The 19,128-nt window shown below is 63.3% G+C and carries 17 protein-coding genes; 7 read left to right on the top strand and 10 right to left on the bottom strand.

Annotated features, from left to right (window positions below):
* Positions 1-132 precede the first annotated feature (132 nt).
* The 4 genes from JZ00_RS00635 to JZ00_RS00620 all read left to right on the top strand — a co-directional run bounded on the left by JZ00_RS00635 (position 133) and on the right by JZ00_RS00620 (position 4,766).
* Entirely contained in the window at positions 133-2,148 is a 2,016-nt protein-coding gene (locus JZ00_RS00635; RefSeq protein WP_039591104.1) for a ribonucleoside triphosphate reductase, read from the top strand.
* A 31-nt stretch (positions 2,149-2,179) separates the two neighbouring features.
* Positions 2,180-2,341, top strand: a complete 162-nt coding sequence (nrdD, locus tag JZ00_RS00630; protein WP_030137643.1) for an anaerobic ribonucleoside-triphosphate reductase — start codon at positions 2,180-2,182, stop codon at positions 2,339-2,341.
* Entirely contained in the window at positions 2,338-3,033 is a 696-nt protein-coding gene (locus JZ00_RS00625; protein ID WP_039591101.1) for an anaerobic ribonucleoside-triphosphate reductase activating protein, read from the top strand. The genes nrdD and JZ00_RS00625 overlap by 4 nt, the downstream gene beginning before the upstream one ends.
* Positions 3,034-3,146: 113 nt before the next feature.
* A complete protein-coding gene (locus JZ00_RS00620) occupies positions 3,147-4,766 on the top strand; it encodes a methyl-accepting chemotaxis protein (protein ID WP_039591099.1) in 1,620 nt (539 codons plus the stop codon).
* A 63-nt stretch (positions 4,767-4,829) separates the two neighbouring features.
* On the opposite strand, the gene JZ00_RS00615 is transcribed toward JZ00_RS00620, so the two are convergent.
* Genes JZ00_RS00615 through JZ00_RS00600 form a run of 4 tightly spaced genes read right to left on the bottom strand, consistent with a single transcriptional unit; the run spans position 4,830 to position 7,923 of the window.
* Positions 4,830-6,197, bottom strand: a complete 1,368-nt coding sequence (locus JZ00_RS00615) for a 4Fe-4S binding protein (RefSeq protein ID WP_039591097.1) — start codon at positions 6,195-6,197, stop codon at positions 4,830-4,832.
* Positions 6,185-7,042, bottom strand: coding sequence for an FTR1 family iron permease (locus JZ00_RS00610; protein WP_030138809.1), 858 nt, complete (start codon positions 7,040-7,042; stop codon positions 6,185-6,187). Before JZ00_RS00610 ends, JZ00_RS00615 begins: the two co-directional genes overlap by 13 nt.
* Before the next feature lie 18 nt (positions 7,043-7,060).
* On the bottom strand, positions 7,061-7,390 hold the full coding sequence (locus tag JZ00_RS00605; protein ID WP_030138810.1) for a cupredoxin domain-containing protein: 330 nt from the start codon (positions 7,388-7,390) through the stop codon (positions 7,061-7,063).
* 2 nt (positions 7,391-7,392) lie between these two features.
* Positions 7,393-7,923 (bottom strand): iron transporter, encoded by a 531-nt coding sequence (locus tag JZ00_RS00600; RefSeq protein WP_030138811.1) that lies wholly within the window; start codon positions 7,921-7,923, stop codon positions 7,393-7,395.
* 180 nt (positions 7,924-8,103) lie between these two features.
* Here JZ00_RS00600 and JZ00_RS00595 point away from each other — a divergent pair, with 180 nt between their 5' ends.
* Positions 8,104-8,331 carry a DUF3079 domain-containing protein gene (locus JZ00_RS00595; protein WP_039591094.1) on the top strand — a complete coding sequence of 76 codons (228 nt, stop codon included), beginning with the start codon at positions 8,104-8,106 and terminating at the stop codon, positions 8,329-8,331.
* A gap of 135 nt (positions 8,332-8,466) precedes the next feature.
* Here JZ00_RS00595 and JZ00_RS00590 read toward each other — a convergent pair whose 3' ends face one another.
* The 3 genes from JZ00_RS00590 to JZ00_RS00580 form a co-directional block, all read right to left on the bottom strand.
* Positions 8,467-10,206, bottom strand: coding sequence for a dipeptidase (locus JZ00_RS00590; RefSeq protein ID WP_039591087.1), 1,740 nt, complete (start codon positions 10,204-10,206; stop codon positions 8,467-8,469).
* 270 nt (positions 10,207-10,476) lie between these two features.
* Positions 10,477-12,480 (bottom strand): peptidase U32 family protein, encoded by a 2,004-nt coding sequence (locus JZ00_RS00585; RefSeq protein WP_039591085.1) that lies wholly within the window; start codon positions 12,478-12,480, stop codon positions 10,477-10,479.
* A gap of 105 nt (positions 12,481-12,585) precedes the next feature.
* The gene (locus JZ00_RS00580) at positions 12,586-14,154 is read right to left on the bottom strand and encodes a sensor domain-containing diguanylate cyclase (protein ID WP_039591083.1); all 1,569 of its coding nucleotides are present in this window, start codon (positions 14,152-14,154) and stop codon (positions 12,586-12,588) included.
* Positions 14,155-14,284: 130 nt separating this feature from the next.
* Between JZ00_RS00580 and JZ00_RS00575 the strand changes: the two genes are divergently transcribed.
* Positions 14,285-14,743 carry a metallophosphoesterase family protein gene (locus JZ00_RS00575; protein ID WP_039591081.1) on the top strand — a complete coding sequence of 153 codons (459 nt, stop codon included), beginning with the start codon at positions 14,285-14,287 and terminating at the stop codon, positions 14,741-14,743.
* Between the two features lie 10 nt (positions 14,744-14,753).
* Here the strand turns inward: JZ00_RS00575 and JZ00_RS00570 are convergent, their stop codons facing one another.
* The 3 genes from JZ00_RS00570 to JZ00_RS00560 all read right to left on the bottom strand — a co-directional run bounded on the left by JZ00_RS00570 (position 14,754) and on the right by JZ00_RS00560 (position 17,905).
* A complete protein-coding gene (locus JZ00_RS00570; RefSeq protein ID WP_039591080.1) occupies positions 14,754-15,656 on the bottom strand; it encodes a sugar phosphate isomerase/epimerase family protein in 903 nt (300 codons plus the stop codon).
* A gap of 139 nt (positions 15,657-15,795) precedes the next feature.
* Positions 15,796-16,965 carry a Gfo/Idh/MocA family protein gene (locus tag JZ00_RS00565; protein ID WP_039591079.1) on the bottom strand — a complete coding sequence of 390 codons (1,170 nt, stop codon included), beginning with the start codon at positions 16,963-16,965 and terminating at the stop codon, positions 15,796-15,798.
* A 16-nt stretch (positions 16,966-16,981) separates the two neighbouring features.
* A complete protein-coding gene (locus JZ00_RS00560) occupies positions 16,982-17,905 on the bottom strand; it encodes a TIM barrel protein (RefSeq protein WP_039591077.1) in 924 nt (307 codons plus the stop codon).
* A 127-nt stretch (positions 17,906-18,032) separates the two neighbouring features.
* Here JZ00_RS00560 and JZ00_RS00555 point away from each other — a divergent pair, with 127 nt between their 5' ends.
* On the top strand, positions 18,033-19,088 hold the full coding sequence (locus JZ00_RS00555) for a LacI family DNA-binding transcriptional regulator (RefSeq protein WP_039591075.1): 1,056 nt from the start codon (positions 18,033-18,035) through the stop codon (positions 19,086-19,088).
* Positions 19,089-19,128 lie beyond the last annotated feature (40 nt).

Raw genomic sequence — 19,128 nt, 5'->3', positions numbered from 1 at the left:
TCACGAAAGAGCTTTCCGAGCTGTGGTCCTTCTTGACATCAGTCAATTTCAAGCAATCCCTTCAGACGTATCCTCCACTGCATATTGTGTCTTTAAGATAAATAACACCTATATGTAGTATCTGGAGCCAAAATGCACAGCACGTTGATCTCAGTAGGCTGCAACCGCTTGCACAAGCGCGATGGCAGCGTCGTGGCCTTTGACGCGGACAAGATCCGCCAGGCGTTGATCGCCGCTGGCAGGGCCACCGGCGAATACGCCGAAGCCGAGGCCGAAGGCTTGCTCGAGGCGGTGTTGGCGCGGTTGGAAGGGCAGGCGCGGCTGAACGTCGAGCAGATCCAGGACCGGGTCGAGCGCGTATTGATGGACGCCGGCTATTTCCTGTCCATGCGCGCCTACATCGTCTACCGCGAGCAACACGGACGCCTGCGTCGGGATCGCCGCACGCTGGTGGAAGTCGCCACGTCGATGAACGAATACCTGGACCGCGAAGACTGGCGCGTGCAGGCCAACGCCAACCAGGGTTATTCCCTGGGCGGGTTGATCCTCAACGTTTCGGGCAAGGTCACCGCCAACTATTGGCTGGACGAGGTCTACAGCCAGGCCATCGGCGAGGCGCACCGCGAGGCGGATTTGCATATTCACGACCTGGACATGCTCGCCGGCTATTGCGCCGGTTGGTCCCTGCGCTCGTTATTGCATGAAGGCCTCAACGGCGTGCCGGGACGGGTCGAGGCCGGCCCGCCCAAGCATTTGAGCAGCGCCCTGGGGCAGATGGTGAATTTCCTCGGTACCCTGCAAAACGAATGGGCCGGCGCCCAGGCCTTCAGTTCGTTCGACACCTACCTGGCGCCCTATGTACGCAAGGACAACCTCAGCTACGACGACGTCCGTCAGTCGCTGCAGGAGTTCATCTACAACCTCAACGTGCCGTCGCGCTGGGGCACGCAAACGCCGTTCACCAACCTCACCTTCGACTGGGTCTGCCCCCAGGATCTGCGCGAGCAGATCCCAGTGATCGGCGGCGAAGAAATGCCGTTCGCCTACGGTGACCTGCAGGCGGAAATGGAGTTGATCAACCGTGCCTATATCGAAGTGATGCAGGCCGGCGATGCGAAGGGCCGGGTGTTCACCTTCCCGATACCGACCTACAACATCACCCATGATTTTCCGTGGGACAGCGAAAACGCCGACCGCCTGTTCGAGATGACTGCCCGCTATGGCCTGCCGTATTTCCAGAACTTCCTGAATTCGGACATGCAACCCAACCAGGTGCGGTCGATGTGCTGCCGCTTGCAACTTGACGTGCGTGAGCTGCTCAAGCGCGGTGGCGGCTTGTTCGGTTCGGCGGAGCAGACCGGTTCCCTGGGCGTGGTGACGATCAACTGCGCGCGCCTGGGCTACCTGTACAAAGGCAACACCAGCGGGCTGCTGCAACGCATCGATACCCTGATGGAACTGGCGAAGGAGAGCCTGGAGGTCAAGCGCAAGGTGATCCAGCATCACATGGATGCCGGCTTGTACCCCTACACCAAGCGCTACCTCGGCACCTTGCGCAATCACTTTTCCACCATCGGCGTGAACGGCCTGCACGAAATGCTGCGCAATTTCACCGATGACCAGGAGGGCCTGCACACCGAAACAGGCCGGGCCTTCGCGCTTAAGTTGCTGGACCACGTGCGGGCCACGCTGCTGCGTTTCCAGGAAGAAACCGGCCACCTCTACAACCTCGAAGCGACACCCGCCGAAGGCACCACGTATCGCTTCGCCAAGGAAGACCTCAAGCGCTACCCCGACATCCTCCAGGCCGGCAGCCCGGTCGCACCGTACTACACCAACTCTTCGCAACTGCCGGTGGGCTTCACCGAAGATCCGTTCGAAGCCCTGGAGCTGCAAGACGAACTGCAATGCAAATACACCGGCGGCACCGTGCTGCACCTGTACATGGCGGAGCAGATTTCTTCGACGCAGGCCTGCAAGCAACTGGTACGCAAGGCCTTGGGGCGTTTCCGCCTGCCGTACCTGACCATCACGCCGACGTTTTCCATCTGCCCGGTGCACGGCTACCTGGCCGGCGAACATGAGTTCTGCCCGAAATGCGACGAAGCCTTGCTGCTGCAACAGCAGCACCAAGGCAGCGTTCACTGATCCGATCCATCGACCGCAAGGAGCTTTATCCATGAGCGCAGTACAAACGATTCCACAGGCGCAGCGTCAACGTTGCGAAGTCTGGACCCGAGTCATGGGCTATCACCGCCCGGTGGCGGCCTTCAACCCAGGCAAGCAGTCCGAGCATCGCGAGCGGGTGCACTTCACCGAACGCGCGGCCGGGCGTCCATGAGTCGAGTGCTACGGGTCGGGGGCATGGTGCCCCTGACCACCCTCGATTATCCGGGCCAACTGGCCTGCGTCCTGTTCTGCCAGGGCTGCGCCTGGCGCTGTCGTTATTGCCATAACCCGCAACTGATCCCGCCGCGCGGCAGTGAAGAAGTGGACTGGTGTCGGGTGCTGGCGTTCCTCCAACGTCGCCAGGATCTGCTCGATGCCGTGGTGTTCAGCGGCGGCGAACCGACCTTGCAGGACGGCCTGGCCGCGGCCATGGAGGAGGTGCGGCAGATGGGCTTTCGCATCGGCCTGCACAGCGCCGGCATCAAGCCGCCGGCCTTCGCCAAAGTGGTCGGGCTGGCCGATTGGGTCGGCTTCGACGTCAAGGCCCTGCCCGAAGATGCCCTGGACGTGACCCGGGTCGAAGGCAGCGGCGCGGCGAACTGGCGCAGCCTCGACCATCTGCTCGACAGTGGCGTGGACTACGAGTGCCGCACCACCGTGCACTGGCATCTGTTCGACCCCGACCGACTGTTGGCCCTGGCCCGTCGCTTGAGCGAGCGGGGCGTCAGTCGTTTTGCCGTGCAACTGGTGCGCACCGCACGGATGCTCGACCCCCACCTTTCCAGCGTTTCGGCACACGCCTTGCAGCCTGAGCTGTGGGCCGCGATGCGCGAGTTGTTCCCCTCGTTCGTATTACGCAGTTGAGCGATCGCGGGAACCCTCATCGACAGCGGCCCGGGATGTACCGGGCGAGATTTTTTCCAATGGTTTTCAAATGCGCTGCCATTTGGCAGGTAGTTGAACAGGGAGCATTTGACATGACCAGATTCACCACTGCCCAACGTATCGTGATCGGCTTCGCCATCGCGCCCTTGGCGTTGATCGCCCTGGCGCTGTACGCCTTGAATGACCTGGCGATGCTGCGCGACCAGGCGGTACAGATCGTCCAGCGCGATTGGCCGAAGATCGACCCCATCATGGTAATCGCCACGGGCGTGCGCGATAACGCGAGGAACACCCGGGACCTGTTGATCGACAAGAACAACGCGCAGGTCCAGCAATCCATCGACACCACCCGCCAGCGCATCACCCAGGCTTTTGCGACGCTCGAACCGCTGTTCGACCAGCCCGAGGGCAAGGCCGTCTACGCCGAATTGAAGAAACGCCGCGAGGCCTACGTGGCCGCGTTTGTCCAGGTGCAGGCGCTGATCCGCCAGGGCGCGACGGACGAGGCGATGACGCAGCTCAAGCAAGGCGTGATCCCGGCGGAGCTTGAGGTGTACAAAAGCCTGGAGGCGATGATGGCCTTGCAGGGCAGGATTTTCGTCGAGCGCGAACAACTGGCCCAGGCGCGCTACAGCGAAGCGCGACGCAACATGCTCGCGTTGGTGCTGGCGTGCCTGGCCGTGGTGAGCACCGTCGCGATGCTGGTGACCCGCAGCGTGACCCGGCCCCTCGGCGGGGAACCCACTGATGCGGCGCGGGTGCTGGGCCACATCGCCCGGGGTGACCTGACGATCCGGGTACCCGTGGGCGTCGGAGCGAACGACAGCGTCATGGGCAGCATGCATGACATGCAACAGAGCCTGAACGCCATGGTCCGGCAGATTGCGGCGTCGGTGGATCGGGTGGCGAGTTCTTCGGAGGAGTTGAGTGCGGTGAGCAGCCAGACCAACAGTACGTTGCAGCTGCAAGGCCAGGAAATCGAACAGGCCGCCGCGGCGGTGAACCAGATGACTGCGGCGGTGGATGAGGTGGCGCGCAACGCCGTGAGCACCAGCGAAGCCTCGCGGCTCTCGGAGCAAACCGCCCAGCGCGGCCGTGAACAGGTCCAGGAAACCGTCGCGTCGATCCATGCCTTGGCCGACGGCGTGACCGATACGTCGGGACGCATCCAGCAACTGGCGGGGCGCGTCCAGGACATCAGCTCGGTGCTGGACGTCATCCGCAGCATTGCCGAACAGACCAACCTGCTGGCGCTGAACGCGGCCATCGAAGCGGCCCGCGCCGGGGATGCCGGACGCGGGTTTGCGGTGGTGGCCGATGAAGTGCGGGCCCTGGCCCATCGCACCCAGGATTCGACCCGGGAAGTCGAAGACATGATCGGCAATATCCGCCAGGACAGCGAGCAGGCCCTGACCGCGATGCAAGGCAACAGCGAACGGGTGCGAACCACGCTGCAAGTGGCTCAGCGCTCGGGAGACGCGCTGGATGAAATCGCCCGCTCGATCTCGCAGATCAACGAACGCAACCTGATGATCGCCAGCGCCACGGAGCAACAGGCGCTGGTGGCCCGCGAGGTAGACCGCAACCTGGTGGGCATCCGCAACCTGTCCGAACAAGTGTTGCTCGGCGCCCGCCATACCGACACCGCCGGCCAGGACCTGGCGCAGATGGCGGGGTCGCTGCATGAGACAGTGGCGCGGTTCAAGGTTTGATGCCTTGCTAGTTTGAGCAAGCCCGCGCCCACGAGGAATTGGGGGCGGCTTGAAGCTTGAGTGTCACCAGCCCCAAAACTGCAACCACCAACCGTATCCCACCAAGCCGCTCGCCAAGACCAGGCAGGTCATGGCGGGCATTCGCCGGATCGGCCCGGCGCCGTCGCGGCCGAGCACCTTCCAACCCAGCAGCAAACTCCAGCCAATGGCCGCGACCAGCAGCAGCGCCCGGGCTGGCTGCACCCAATCCAACAACAACCCTTCGTAGCGCAACAGCTTGACCGTTGTGGCCGACAAGCCCAGGAACAACCCTGCACCGCCGAGGGGCAGCAGGGTGATGGCCAAGGGCCAATAGTGTGCAGCATCACCCGTGAATCTCGCTGCCAGGCGCATCAGGAGCATCAACGCGGTGCCCATCAGCAACGCACTCATCCCCAGGTAGACAACGATGCAAAATCCGTCAAGCCAACTGAAGCTGTCGTTGAGCTGCGGATAGTGCGTCAGTAACCACCATGGCGCGTTGTCCATCAGCGGCCAGGCCACCTGGCGGGACACCAGCCATTGGGCCAGCGCCTGTTTCAAGGCAATGAACCAAGGGCTGACGGTCCATTGGAACGCCCCCATCGCCAGGCCAATGACCCCGAAGAACAGCAAGCGCACATCCCAAGGCGAGACCGTGGTTGGGGTGGCCTGGAGGATTTCCTGATTGCTGGAGCGGGCGATCAGCCGCACCGCGTCGCGCTGGCCGCTGCAACGGCCACAGGCATGGCAATCGGCGGCGCCGCGCATCCGGCGGATGTCGAGCAAAGGCGCGCAGTTGGGCGGCGGGCGGCGCGGCGCCGGGTTTTCCAGCCAGCGTTTTTCATCCACGTGGAAGTGCACGGGTGCGAGGCGGGCGAGCAGGGCAAAGACGCCGCTGACCGGGCACAGGTAACGGCACCACACCCGTTTGCCACGGGCGAACAGCAATCCCACGACGACCGCCGCGACGGTCGAGCCACCGAGGATCAGCAGCGCCGCCTGGGCATAGTCATAGACGCTGATCAACTGGCCGTAGAGCGTGGTCAGGCAGAACGCCAGGGTCGGCCAACCGGCCCAGCGCAATCCCCGTGGCACGCCGAGGCCACGGCCGTATCGGCTGGCCCATTCGCTCAAGGCGCCTTCGGGACACAGCACGCCACACCAGAGCCGGCCGAACAGGACGATAGACAGCAACACGAACGGCCACCAGATCCCCCAGAACAGGAACTGCGCCAACAACGTCAAGTTGTCCAGGAGATGCGCCTGGCTGTCCGGCAACGGCAACATCGCCGGGAGAACCAACAGCACGGCGTAGAACAGCACCACCGCCCATTGCACGGTGCGGATGGTCGCGCCATGGCGGCGCATGCCGTCGCCGAGGCGCTGGAGCGCCGGGTTCAGGTCGGGCATGGCAGGTTTTCCACCTTGCTGCGTGGCCGCAGCCAACCGGCGACGGCCAGCCAATAACCGAGCCACACCAGCAACGTCAGCAGGCTGGGGCTGGCGCGATAACCGGTGAAGTCGGCGAGAAAAGCGCCCAAGCCATGGCCGTCGTCCAGCACGGCGCTGCTGTCCCACAGCGCATCGCCGATGGCGCGATACACCGCCTCCGGCCAATCCATCGCCAACAGTTGCCCGCCGATCCGCTCGACACCGCTGACCAGAAGCGCCGAGCCCAACAGCAGCAGGATCGCTTCGCTGATGGCGAAGAAGCGCGGCCACGAGATGAATCGACGGCTGCCGTGGAGCAGGGAAACGGTCAGCAGCGACAAGACCAATCCGGCCACCGCGCCGACCGCGAACAACCCCAGTGAAGGACCTTCCAGCCGGGCGCCGGCGCCGTAGAGAAAGACCACGGTTTCGCTGCCTTCGCGGCTGACGGCAAGCAACGCCAGCACCAGCAGCCCCATCCCACCCTGGCGCCCCAGGCGTTGGTCGGCCTGACGCGTGAGGTCATGCTTGAGCGTGCCGGCGTTGCGATGCATCCAGCCGACCATTTGCACGATCAGCAGACTGGCGACCAGCGCCAACGACGCCTGGAACCACTCGTTGGCGCCGCCGCTCATGGCTTCGCCGGCCAACAGGATCAAACCGGCCAGCACGCCCGACAGCAACAGGCCGAGGGCCGCGCCACTCCAAACGTAGCGCAGCAGTCGGTCGGCCTGCTGCTGGCGGCTCACCCAGGCCTGGAGAATGCCGATCACCAGCAAGGCCTCGACGCTTTCGCGCCAGACAATGAACATCGATTGCGTCATTCGAACCTCTCCTGAGGATTAGCGGGCGAGAATGCTGCCCTCGGGTAACTGCGGGTTGAATTCATCGAAGAACGGGTAACGGCCGGGGCGCAGCGGGTGGATCACCACGAAGCTGGTCACGCCGGGGGACAGGACCTTCTCGACCCGTAGCGGCGTGCTTTCGAATTCCGCCGGGCCTTGGCCGATGTTCTTCAGCACGATCTTGAAACGCTGGCCGGCCGGCACTTCAAGCTGCGGCGGGGTGAACTGCCCGTCGCGCATGCTCAGCTCGTAAGTGAGCAGTTCGGCCTCGGCGATCGATGGCAGCGACAGGCCGGCCAGCATCAGCCAGATGAATCGGCAACTCATCTTCAGTACCCGCCTTTTTTTCCGATCCCGGCGTAGACGAATTCGTAACGCAGCTCACAGCGCTCGAACCACGGCGCGACGCCGGTTTCCTTGTCGGTGTGACGGCCGAGGGATGCGTGGCCAGCCGGCGGCAGTACGGTGAAGGTCAGTTGGTATTTGCCGGGGCCGAGCAGCTTCACGTTATCGCCGTAGTGCGGTCCGTCGTTGGCGACCATGGCGTGGAAATCGCCCTTGAGCTCGGTGTCGTTGCCTTGTTTCTTCAACTGGAACGAGACGTTGAGATAGGGCACGAAGCTGCCTTCCTGGAAGCCCTGCTGGTTGTCCGCCGTGGCGCGAATGTCGGCCTCCAGGTGCACATCGGAATCGGCGGTGGCGCGCATCATGCCGGCGGGGGCCATTTCGATCGGTTGCAGGTACACCGCGCCGACTTCAAGCCCAGGGCACAGTTGCGGTTCGCCGATGGGGTATTCCTTGGCCTGGGCCAGCGGTGCGAGACACAACAGGGCGAGGGACAGGGGAGCGAGTGTGCGCATGATGACTTCCTGGTTGGCTAAGTGATGGCGCCGAGTCTAGGAAGCTTCGCTGCGAATAATAATGATTCTTGTCAATTTTCAGCGTGATTTTCCCCGGATCGCTGTTCTTGACCGGAATCAAGGGACGCCGCGCGGCGCCAGGGTAGGGTGGGGTACATCCATCCGGCATGCGGGGTCGTCATGGCAAAGCCCTTTCCCATCAGTCCCAAACATCCCGAGCGCATTTGTTGGGGGTGCGACCGTTACTGCGCGTCGACCGCGCTGGCGTGCGGCAACGGCGCCGACCGCACGATGCACCCGGCGGAGATGATCGGCGAGGATTGGTACCTGCATGGGGATTGGGGGATAGACGTGGTGGATGTGACGGACAAGACCGGGGAAGAAACCGCCGTCCCTCTGAAGGGATGAAAATAACCCTGTGGCGAGGGAGCTTGCTCCCGCTGGGCCGGTCCGACGCTTCGGGCGAAGCAGACCTGAAGATCTTGCGGTCGCTACGCAACCGAGCGGGAGCAAGCTCCCTCGCCACGGGGATCACGCCGTTTCTTAGAGCTTCGGCAACTGCCCGATCCGCCCCATCATTTCGGTCACGACCTGCAGGTCCAGCAGGAACTGCTCCACGGTCTTGAACTCGTTGTCGTTGTGACCGGTGTACTTCACATCGGGCATGGCCAGGCCGAATTGCACGCCGTTCGGCAAGTCATGGACCGACGTGGCGCCAGCGGAGGTGCCGAACTTATGCTCCATGCCCAGGTTCTCGGTGGCCACGGCCAGCAGCGCCTTGACCCATTCGCCTTCGGGGTTGCGGTACATCGGTTCGTCGATAGAGTTATCGAAGGCCACCGCGACCTTGGACTTCTTGGCCCAGGCGGAAAGCTTGTCGTTGATCTCCGTCTTCAGCGTCTCGGTCGGCTTGCCCACGGGCACCCGCAGGTTCACGGCCAGCTTGAAAGTCTTGTCATCCATCCCGACGTAGGTCAGCGAGGCGGTCAGCGGGCCCATGAATGCGTCGGAGAAGCCGATGCCCAGTTTCTTGCCCAGGTAATCCAGGCCCCAATTGTCAGTGGCATAGCGGGCGGCGTCGGTGATGTGGTTGTGCTTGAGCGCGACCTTGCCGTCGAGGCCGTTGATGAACACCAGCATCCTGGCCACCGGGTTGACACCTGACTCAGGCTCGGAGGAGTGGGCGGAAACGCCAGTGAAGGTCAGCTTGACCGTCTTGCCGTCCACCTCGCTTTTTACCTCAAAGTCGCCGCCATTGGCCTTGGCGTAGTCAGTGCCGGCCTTGCGCAGGCTGGCGGCCAGCTCGGCGGGCTTGTCGGTGGCGAATGTCGCGACTGAAGTCGATGGGATCTGGTTGGTCGCCATGCCGCCGGTCAGCCCGGTGATCTCGGCGCCTTTGCCCTGGCCCGCGCGACGTGGGAAATTGGCCATGACCGTGCCGTAGCCTTTCTCGGCGATCACCACCGGGTAGCTGCCATCCAGCGCCAGGTTGTAATTGGGCGTCGGGTTGCGCTCGAAATAATAGGGGATGGCATCGCCGGTGGTTTCTTCGGTGGTATCGACCAGCAGCTTGAAGTGACGCGCCAGCGGCAGTTTTTCTTCCTTGATGATCTTCATGGCGTAGAGCGCCACGACGATGCCGTTCTTGTCGTCCTCGGTGCCGCGACCGTACATGCGATCGCCCACCAGGGTGACCTTGAACGGATCAAGCTTGGTGCCGTCCTTGAGCACCCAGTTTTCCGGCGTCACCGGCACCACGTCGGCATGGGCGTGAATGCCCACGACTTCGTCGCCGCTGCCTTCGAGGGAAATCTCATAGACGCGGTTGTCGATGTTGCGGAAGTTCAGGTTGAAGTCGTTGGCCAGGCTCTTGATCTTGTCGGCGATCTTCAGGAATTCCGGGTTTTCATGCTGGGCCACGCCGTCCTTGCGATAGGTCGGGATTTCCACCAACTGGCGCAAGGTCTCGGTGGCGGCCTTGCCGTACTTCACCCGGGCGTAGAGACCCAGCAGCCGATGGATCTCGTTCTGTTGCTCGGCGGACAGGGTTTTGTTGTCTTGGAAAGCGCTGATAGCGGGGCTGAGGTTGGCGGACTTGGCCAGGTCACTCTTGGCGACGCTTGCCAGGAACTGGCGGAAATCGCTGACCGAGGTATCGGTGAATGCTTTGACGAAGTCCGCGCTTTGTTGCGCAGTGATGTTGGCATTGGCCGATAACGGCAGGGAGGAGAGGGTGGACAGGACGAGGGTGGCGATAGCAAGACGCTTGAACGGGAAGTTCATGGTGGCAGGCATTCCTTTGCAGGGAAAAGTGTCGTTTGATGAAACAATCACTTACAACCTAGCATCATGAACGCGGATTGGGGGAGCCCCTTGAACGGAATATGTCGCCCGTAAAAGCGCAAACGGCGCAGAAATGAAAAATCCCTTGTGGGAGCGAGCTTGCTCCGGGCGGCGATCCGACGATGGCGTCAGGTCGGCGTGCACCCGTGCTGAATGTGACGCCGCCATCGCGAGCAAGCTCGCTCCCACAGGGTTCGGTGGTGACTGGACTCAATGCGTACCGCGCGGAATCGTCTTGAGCAAATCTTCCGGGCTGATATGCCCCACCACCGGCTGCGCGGTGCTGCCTGGCAACGGCAGGTCGAGGATGTGCCCCTTGATCTTGCCGACCACGTGCATCTCGCAGGGCTTGCAGTCGAACTTCAGCGTCAGCACTTCATCACCGTGAATCAACTGCATCGGCGCAACCTTGGTGCGTACGCCAGTGACGCCCTTGGCCTGCTTGGGGCAGAGGTTGAACGAGAAGCGCAGGCAATGCTTGGTGATCATCACCGGCACTTCGCCGGTTTCCTCGTGTGCCTCGAACGCCGCGTCGATCAGCTTGACGCCGTGGCGGTGATAGAAGTCGCGGGCCTTCTGGTTGTAGACGTTGGCCAGGAACGACAGGTGCGACTCCGGGTACACCGGCGGCGGTGTGGTCTCGGCCTTGCGACCGCCCCGTGGGTGCGCCGCGACGCGCGCCGTGGTCAAGGCTTCGATCACCTCGCGGCGCAGCGCCTTGAGTTGTGAGTTGGGAATGAAAAACGCCTGGGGCGCGTCCAGCTTGATCGACGTGGCGTGATATTCGGTGGTGCCCAGTTGGCCGAGCAGGTCCTGCAATTGCTCCAGGGCTTGCTCCGGCTTGTTCGCCAGGCCGAAGGGGCCGTCGAGCGCCACGCGGGCGCTGATGCCTTCTTCGCTGGTGGCGGTCAGTTCCAGGCGCTCTTCGCGCAACTGTGCAACCCAGGCCAGGCCCACGCGACGTTCGGCGGAAGTCTTGAGCAGCGCTTGCTGCCAGTTGTGATCGAGGTTGCGGTTAAGCGGATGGTTGGGCCGCAACTGATACATGCCGGCCGGCATTTCGTTGGGCTCGACGCGGTAGCGGTAGCGCTTCTGGCCTTCGTCATCGAGGAACTCGCCCTTGGGTTCGGCGATATTGGCCCGGAAACCCACCACTTCGCGCTTGACCAGCACGTTGAGGCCGTCGCCGTTGGACAGTGGATCAGAGGTCACCACTTGCAGGTCGCGCTTGCCGACTTTTTCCACCACGCCCACCGGTACGCCGGTGAACGTCGGCGAATCGAAGGCGCCGATGTCGATCTTGCGCTCGCTGACGAAATAGTCAGTGCTGCCACGGTGAAAGGTCTTGTCCGGGTCCGGCACGAAGAAATGCGCGATCCGGCCACTGGAGGCGCGGGCCAGGTCGGGGCGGTCTTCGAGGACATCGTCCAGGCGCTGGCGATAGTAGGCAGTGATGTTCTTCACATAGGCCGCATCCTTGTAGCGGCCCTCGATCTTGAACGAGCGTACGCCAGCCTCCACCAGGGCGCGGATGTTGGCGCTCTGGTTGTTGTCTTTCATCGACAGCAGGTGTTTCTCGTAGGCGACCACCCGGCCCTGGTCATCTTTGAGGGTATAGGGCAGGCGGCAGGCCTGGGAGCAATCGCCACGGTTGGCGCTGCGGCCGTTTTGCGCGTGGGAAATGTTGCACTGCCCGGAAAACGCCACGCACAGCGCGCCGTGGATGAAGAATTCGATGGCCGCGTCGGTCTCGTCGGCGATGGCGCGGATTTCCTGCAGGTTCAGTTCACGGGCCAATACCAGTTGCGAGAAACCGGCCTGGTCGAGGAATTTCGCCCGGGCGAGGGTACGAATGTCGGTCTGGGTGCTGGCGTGCAGCTCGATCGGCGGGATGTCCAGTTCCATCACGCCCAGGTCCTGGACGATCAGGGCATCGACGCCAGCATCGTAGAGCTGGTGGATCAACTGGCGGGCCGGCTCCAGTTCGTTGTCGTGCAGGATCGTGTTGATCGTGGTGAACACCCGGGCGTGGTAGCGGTGGGCGAACTCCACCAACTGGGCGATATCGCTCACCTCGTTGCAGGCGTTGTGACGCGCGCCGAAACTCGGGCCTCCGATGTACACGGCGTCGGCGCCATGCAGGATGGCCTCGCGGGCGATGGTCACGTCGCGGGCGGGGCTGAGCAATTCCAGATGATGTTTAGGCAAGGACATGTTTTTTTAGTCAGGCTGGTCACGGTCGAAGCGCGCATTGTAGCCGCCAGGCGCCGGATCGGCACCTGTACAAGCCTGGGTCGGGTGAAATGAACCGATACGCGGTCAGCCCTGGGAGGCGCCGGCGCTGCACCAGCGGTTGCGCCCGGTGTTCTTCGCCAGGTACAGGAACGCGTCGGCAGCCTTGATCAGCATGGCGGGGCTCGCGTCCTCGCTGCTCGGCTGGCAGGTGGTGATGCCCGCGCTGATGGTGACGATGCCCAGGGGATGGTCGCCATGTTCGATGTTCAAGGCCCGGACGGCTTCGAGGATCTGCTGTGCGACCTTGGCGGCGCCTGGGCCGTCGGTGTTGGGCAGCAACACGGTGAACTCTTCGCCACCGTAGCGGACCGCCAGGTCTCCCGGGCGCTTGATCGTCTGTCCGATCGCCCCGGCAATCGCGCGCAGGCAGTCGTCACCGGCGGCATGACCGTATTTGTCGTTGAAGCGCTTGAAGTAATCGACGTCGAGCATGATCAACGCCAGGGCAGAACCCTGGCGCTTGGCCAGGCGCAGCTCATCGGCCAGGGCGATGTCCAGCCGCCGACGGTTGCCCAGGCCGGTCAGACTGTCGGTCAGGGCCATGTCCCGCATGGCCTGGTGGGCGCTGCGGATTTGCTGTTCCATGGTCATGCGGTGGCGCAACTGGCTCAAGACGATGAGCCCGAAACCCACCAGGATGGCGATCAGGAACACCAGCACCAGGCTGGTCTTGAGCAGGTCGCGACGCCAGGGGGCGACGATCGATTCCCTGGACAGCCCGGTTTCCACCACCAGCGGGTAAGTCGTCAGCGCCCGATAGCCATACAGGCGCTCGGTGTCGTCGACAACCGCCCTGGCTTCGGCGACGCCCTGATTGGAGGTAGGCAAATGCTCCCGGAAGATCACGCTGTTGACCAGGCTCTTGCCGATCACCGAAGCGACGAAAGGCCGGCGCACCAGGATCGTTCCATTGCGCTTGGCCAGGACCAGGGCGCCTTTGCCGTCAATCTTGAAGTCGCCGTAGTAATCGACGAAATAACTGACCTTGACCGTTCCGAGCATCACCCCTGCGAACGAGCCATCGGGATTGTTCAAACGACGGGAGATGGGAATGATCAGGTCGTTGGTGGATCGGCTCTTGACGACATCGCCGATGCGAACGCCTCGATCCGCGTGGGTACGGTGGTACTGGAAGTAATCGCGGTCGGCATTGTTGGCCATTTCCGGGATCACTTCCTTGTCGGTCGCCAACCATTGGCCGTCCGGGCCGTAGATGAACAGCCCGTGCAACTGCGGCATGATCTCGGCCTGCTGGACCAGCAGTTTATGGATGCGCGGGATATCCATGTTCTGCAAGCCATCGCCTTCGACGCGTTCGGCGAGGGCGGCGGTGACGACGTCGACCTGTCGAATGGTGTCTTCGGCGTGTTGGGCGGTTGCCCGTGCCAGGTTGGTCACCGAATCGCGGGCGGACGCGAACGCTGCACGATAGTCACGCCAGGTTCGCCAGCCTTCGACCGCCAGGAACACCAGAATCACCACCAGCATGAAGCTCACAGTCAGCCGAAACGCCGCCCCGGCTCTCGCCGCTTGCGGGGAAAAGGCTTGATCGGGGCTTTCAATCCTGGGCTCTGGCTGTTTGCGTCCGAGCATTGGCATATCCTTCTACGCGACGGGTCCGTGCGCTTGCAGCACGCAGCCTATCCTATTCGATTTCAGCACGTTAGCTAACTGCGACGAGGCGTATACAGCCGACGACACACGACGCAAGGGGGGAAGGTTCATGAAAGTTGGCGTCATTTCCGATACCCACGGCTTGCTGCGCCCCGAAGCATTGGATGCACTGCAAGGCTGCGAGCGGATCATTCATGCCGGTGATATTGGCAGCCCGCAGATCCTGGAAGCCCTGGCATCCATCGGCGAGCTTTACGTGGTACGGGGAAACAATGATTTGGCTGATGATTGGGCGAGACAGCTCGCCGATTGCCTGCAATTCGACCTCGCTGGATGGCAGGTGCTGCTGGTCCATGACATCGCCGATGTGCCGGCGAAGCTCAATCCGGATGTGAGATTGGTGATCACCGGCCATTCCCACAAGCCGCTGATCGAGTGGCGGGGCGAGCGGCTCTACCTCAACCCCGGCAGCGCCGGCCGGCGGCGGTTCAAGCTGCCGGTGACGCTGGCATTGCTGGAGATCAGCGAACAGCGAATCGAGCCGCGGATCGTGCCGTTGCTGCCGTGACGGGCAAGCGCTACCTGAAGTATTTGTCGACGTAGGCCTGGATCTCCTGGCGCATGAAGCGCCCGGATTCATCCGCCCGTTCCTCCCAGCCGAACACGCACGCGGTGACGATGCCGTCGAAGCCGGTCTTGGCCAGCGCGCCGAAGAACAGGTCCCAGTCGATCTCGCCCTGGTGCATGTCCATGTGCTGGTGCACCGTTACTTTCGCTCCGGGTGGGTTGACGATGTAGCGCAGGCCGGACGAGGCCTTGTGGTTGTAGGTGTCGGCGATGTGCACGTGGGCAATCATCGGCCCGGCTTCGGCGATCATGGCTTTCATGTCGTCGCCGAAGTAGAAGGTGTGGGGCGTGCAGTAGAGGAACTTGACGTTGTCCGAGCCAATGGTCTTGAGCATGTCCAGGGCCGGGTGCAGCGTCTCGCACCAGTCCTCCGGATGGGGCTCGACGTTGAGCGTGACGCCTTCGGATTCGAGGATCGGCACCAATTCCTCCATCGAACGCCACCAGGCCGCTTCGCTCGACTCATGGCTGTGCACGCCGCCACAGCAACTGACCTTATGCCCGCGATCCGGCGACGGTCCGCGGCCGAATTCCGAGTTCATCGTGGTGCAGCCCATCTCCACGGCGACCTGGATCGCTTCCTTCCAATAGTTCACCGCAGCCCGGCGCTCGTCCTCGTGCGGGCTGGCCCAGCGGTACATGGGTAGCAGCGAAGCCAGTTGCAAATCGTGGTCGCGCAGGGCCTTCTTGAATTCGGCGATGCGTTCCTTGTGGGCCCGCGGGCGAACCCACCACGGCAGGAAATCTTCCCGTGGCGACAGCTCGAGGTATTCGTAGCCGAGCTCGGCGGTCTTGCGGCAGAGGTCCGGCAGGCTCAGGTGGCGGTGCATGTAGGGATCGAGGGCGATTTTCATTGTTGTTCTCCTTGGGGAACGTTCATGACCGTGGCGAGGGAGCTTGCTCCCGCTGGACTGCGCAGCAGTCCCAAAAAGGGGCCGCTTCGCGCCCCAGCGGGAGCAAGCTCCCTCGCCACAGGAATTCTCTGGCAGCGGGTTAGTAGGCGATCCAGGTTGAATCGTTATTAGCCGATTCCACGCAACGCTCGACCCAGCGCACGCCGTCCACGCCGGCGTCGATATCGGGATAACGCAGCGCGGCCAGCGTCTCGGTGTCGCCACGGTTGGCAGCGTCCATGGCGAGGGCGAAGCGGCGATAAAGATTGGACCAGCCTTCGAACAGCCCTTCGGGGTGGCCGCCACCGATGCGATCGTCTTGCAGCGCGTCGGGATGCAAGTAGCCCATGCCGCGCTCGAGGGTTTGCGCGGGTTGGCCCTGGATTTCGAAACTCAGCTGGTTCGGGCGTTCGTCCCACCATTCCAGGCTCGCCCGGGACCCGATCACGCGGATCTTCTGGCCGTGCATCGAGCCGGCGTTCACCGCGCTGGACCAGACCATGCCCATCGCGCCGCTTTCGTATTCCATCAAGGTGTAGGCGTTGTCCTCCAGCGGGGCGCGGCTGGCGACGAAGCTTTGCCGGCTGCACATCAGGCGCTTGATTCGGAACTCGGGCAGCATGACTTTGGACAGGTACAGCGGATGCGTGCCCACGTCGCCCAACACATAGCTGGGCCCTGCCTGGCGCGGGTCGACGCGCCATTGCGTCGCCTGGTTCTGCGCCTCTACCGGTGCGCTATGGAAACCGTGGGCGAACTGCATGTGCACCATGCGAATCTCCCCCAGCTCGTGGGCGACGATCATCGCCCGCGCCTGCTCGATCAACTGGTGCCCGGCATAGCCGTAGGTGAGGCCGACGATGCGGCCCTTGGCTTTCGCCAGGTCCCGCAGCGCCTCGGCCTCGTCGAGGGTGAAGCACAGCGGTTTTTCGCAGACCACATGCAAGCCGGCTTCAAGGGCCGCGCGAGTAATGGCGTAGTGAGTGCCGTTGGGGGTGGCGATCGACACCGCCTCGATGCCGTCGGGCCGCTGCGCTTCCAGCTCGAACAGGCTCAGGTAGTCCGGATAACAGCGCGCCGGGTCGATCCCCAGCCGTTGGCCGAAGGCCCGGCCACGCTCGGGGTCGATGTCCAGCGCGGCGGCAACCAGTTCGAAGTTGCGGTCGCGCAGGGCGGCCGAGCGGTGGATGTAGCCAATCTGGCTGTGTTCGCCGCCGCCGACCATGGCCCAGCGGAGGGGGCGTGCAAGGATGTTGCTGCCATTGATCATGAGGACTCCTTTTCCTTTAAAAACCGATGCGGGATAGATAGGCGCGGCTGGCCGCCACGTCTTCCAGGCTGCTGGCGGCATTGCGCGGGTCGCGTTCCTGTTCGACGGTGATGCAGCCTTGGTAACCGAGCTCATGTAGGAGGCGATGCAACGCCGGGTAATCGATGACGCCACGCCCGATCGGGCACATCACGCCCCGGGCGCAGGCTGCGAAGAAGCGGATGCGTTCGTTCAACACCTGGTCGAAGACCGCCGGGTCGATGTCCTTGAAGTGCAGGTAATCCACGCGATGAGCGTAGGTACGCAGCGATGCGAGGGGGTCCATGCCTGCGTAATAGAGGTGCCCGGTGTCCAGGCACAATCCGGCGACGTCGTGGGGAATATCATCCACCAGCCGCGCCAGCTCATCGGCGAATTCGATGTGGCCGCCCGCGTGAGGATGGATGACGGCACGGATGCCGTAGGCGTGCCAGGCGATGTCGGCGACGGCGCGGATGTGCGCCATCATGGCGTTCCAGCGCGCGTCGTCCAGGCGTGGCGCGCGGTCCGAGTGGCCGGCCGCGTAGTCGCGTTCTTCGTGGCCCCAGTCGATGATCACCAGGTAGGGGCCACCGAAGCGTTGGCCGGGTTGTGGTTCGATGGGCGGCAACTGTTTGAGCAATCCGCAAATGGCGTGGGCCTGGCGCAGCAACTCCGGCAGGTTGGCCGGACTTACCAAGTCATCGAAAATCGTCCCCGCGACGATGTGAAGGCCGTGCTCCGACAGCGCTGGGCTGAGGGTCTCGGCCTCCAGCGGCAGATAGCCGCAAGGCCCCAACTCGATGCCGCGATAACCGGCCTCGGCGGCTTCGCCCAACACCCGTTGCCACGGCGGCAGGAACGGGTTCTTGATGTCATCGACGCCCCAGCAGCAGGGCGCCGTGCAGATGTGAATCGCCATGGAAGCACTCCGGCGGTGTTGTTGTTTTTGTCTTGCCCTGATGCTATTGCCTCGGCGGGGAGCGGGCCATGGGGTGATGGCTTAATGTGGCAAAACCCCTCATGATGCCGGAAAGAGGTGTCAAGACATGTCAAAGCAACCCCGCCGAAAACTACGACCGACCATGGCCGACGTCGCCCGGGAAGCCGGCGTGAGCCTGTCGACCGTCGACCGAGTTCTGAACCTGCGCGCCGATGTCCGCGCCGACACCGCCCAGCGCATCGCCGCGGCGGCCGGGCGCTTGGGTTTTCATGCCAAGGCCGTGATCGAGCAACGGGTGCTCAACGACCGTCCCACCTTGCGCTTGGGCTTCCTGTTGCAGAAAAGCGGGGTGCCGTTCTACCAAGGGCTGGCCCACGCCCTGTCAAACGCCGCCGCCACCTGCGCGCGAGCGCGCATTCGGGTGGTCATCGGTTACCTGGACGACCTCGACCCCGTCAACGTGGCGCAACGCATCCTGGCCCTGCGCGACCAGGTGGACGGCCTCGGCGTGGTGGCGGTCGATCACCCCAGGGTGCGCGAGGCGGTGGCCCAATTGCGTGAGACAGGCATATCGGTGGTAGCGTTGCTGTCGGAATTGTCGAGCAGCGCCGGCACCGGCTACGCCGGCCTCGACAACCGCCTCACAGGCCGTACGGCTGGCTGGTTCATCAGCCGCCTCGCCAGGCAGCCCGGTCCAGCGGCGGTCATGCTCAGCAGCCAGCGTTTCCAGTGCCAGGAATTGTGCGAACTGAGCTTTCGCAGCTACCTGGCGGAGCAGTCCGGTGAATGGGAACTGCTCGCCTCGCGCCTGACCCTGGAAGACGATGAATTCGCTTATGGCAATACGCTCGACCTGCTCACGGCAGAACCCGACCTGGCGGGGCTCTATGTGGCTGGCGGCGGCATCGCCGGGGTGTTGCGCGCCCTGCGTAGCCTTCAGGAACAACAGCTTCGCCTCCCCGTGGTGGTGTGCCATGACCTCACGCCGCTGACCCGCGACGCGTTGAAGACCGGGTTGGTCCAGGCAGTACTTTCCCATCCGTTGATCGCCTTGGCGGAAGAGGCCGTCGATGCCTTGGTCGAGGCTGCGACGGCCACGTTGGCAGGGCCGGTGGCGAGGCGGGTGGTGCCGCTGCAGGTTGATGTACCGGAAAGCGTCTAGGGAAAATCCCAAGGTATTTGCCTACAAAAAAGCTGTACAA

This window comes from Pseudomonas frederiksbergensis (assembly GCF_000802155.2).
In the GTDB taxonomy this organism is placed as follows: domain Bacteria; phylum Pseudomonadota; class Gammaproteobacteria; order Pseudomonadales; family Pseudomonadaceae; genus Aquipseudomonas; species Aquipseudomonas frederiksbergensis_A.
The sequence above is the reverse complement of the archived record's forward strand: the minus strand, read 5'-3'. Positions and strand labels throughout refer to the sequence as shown.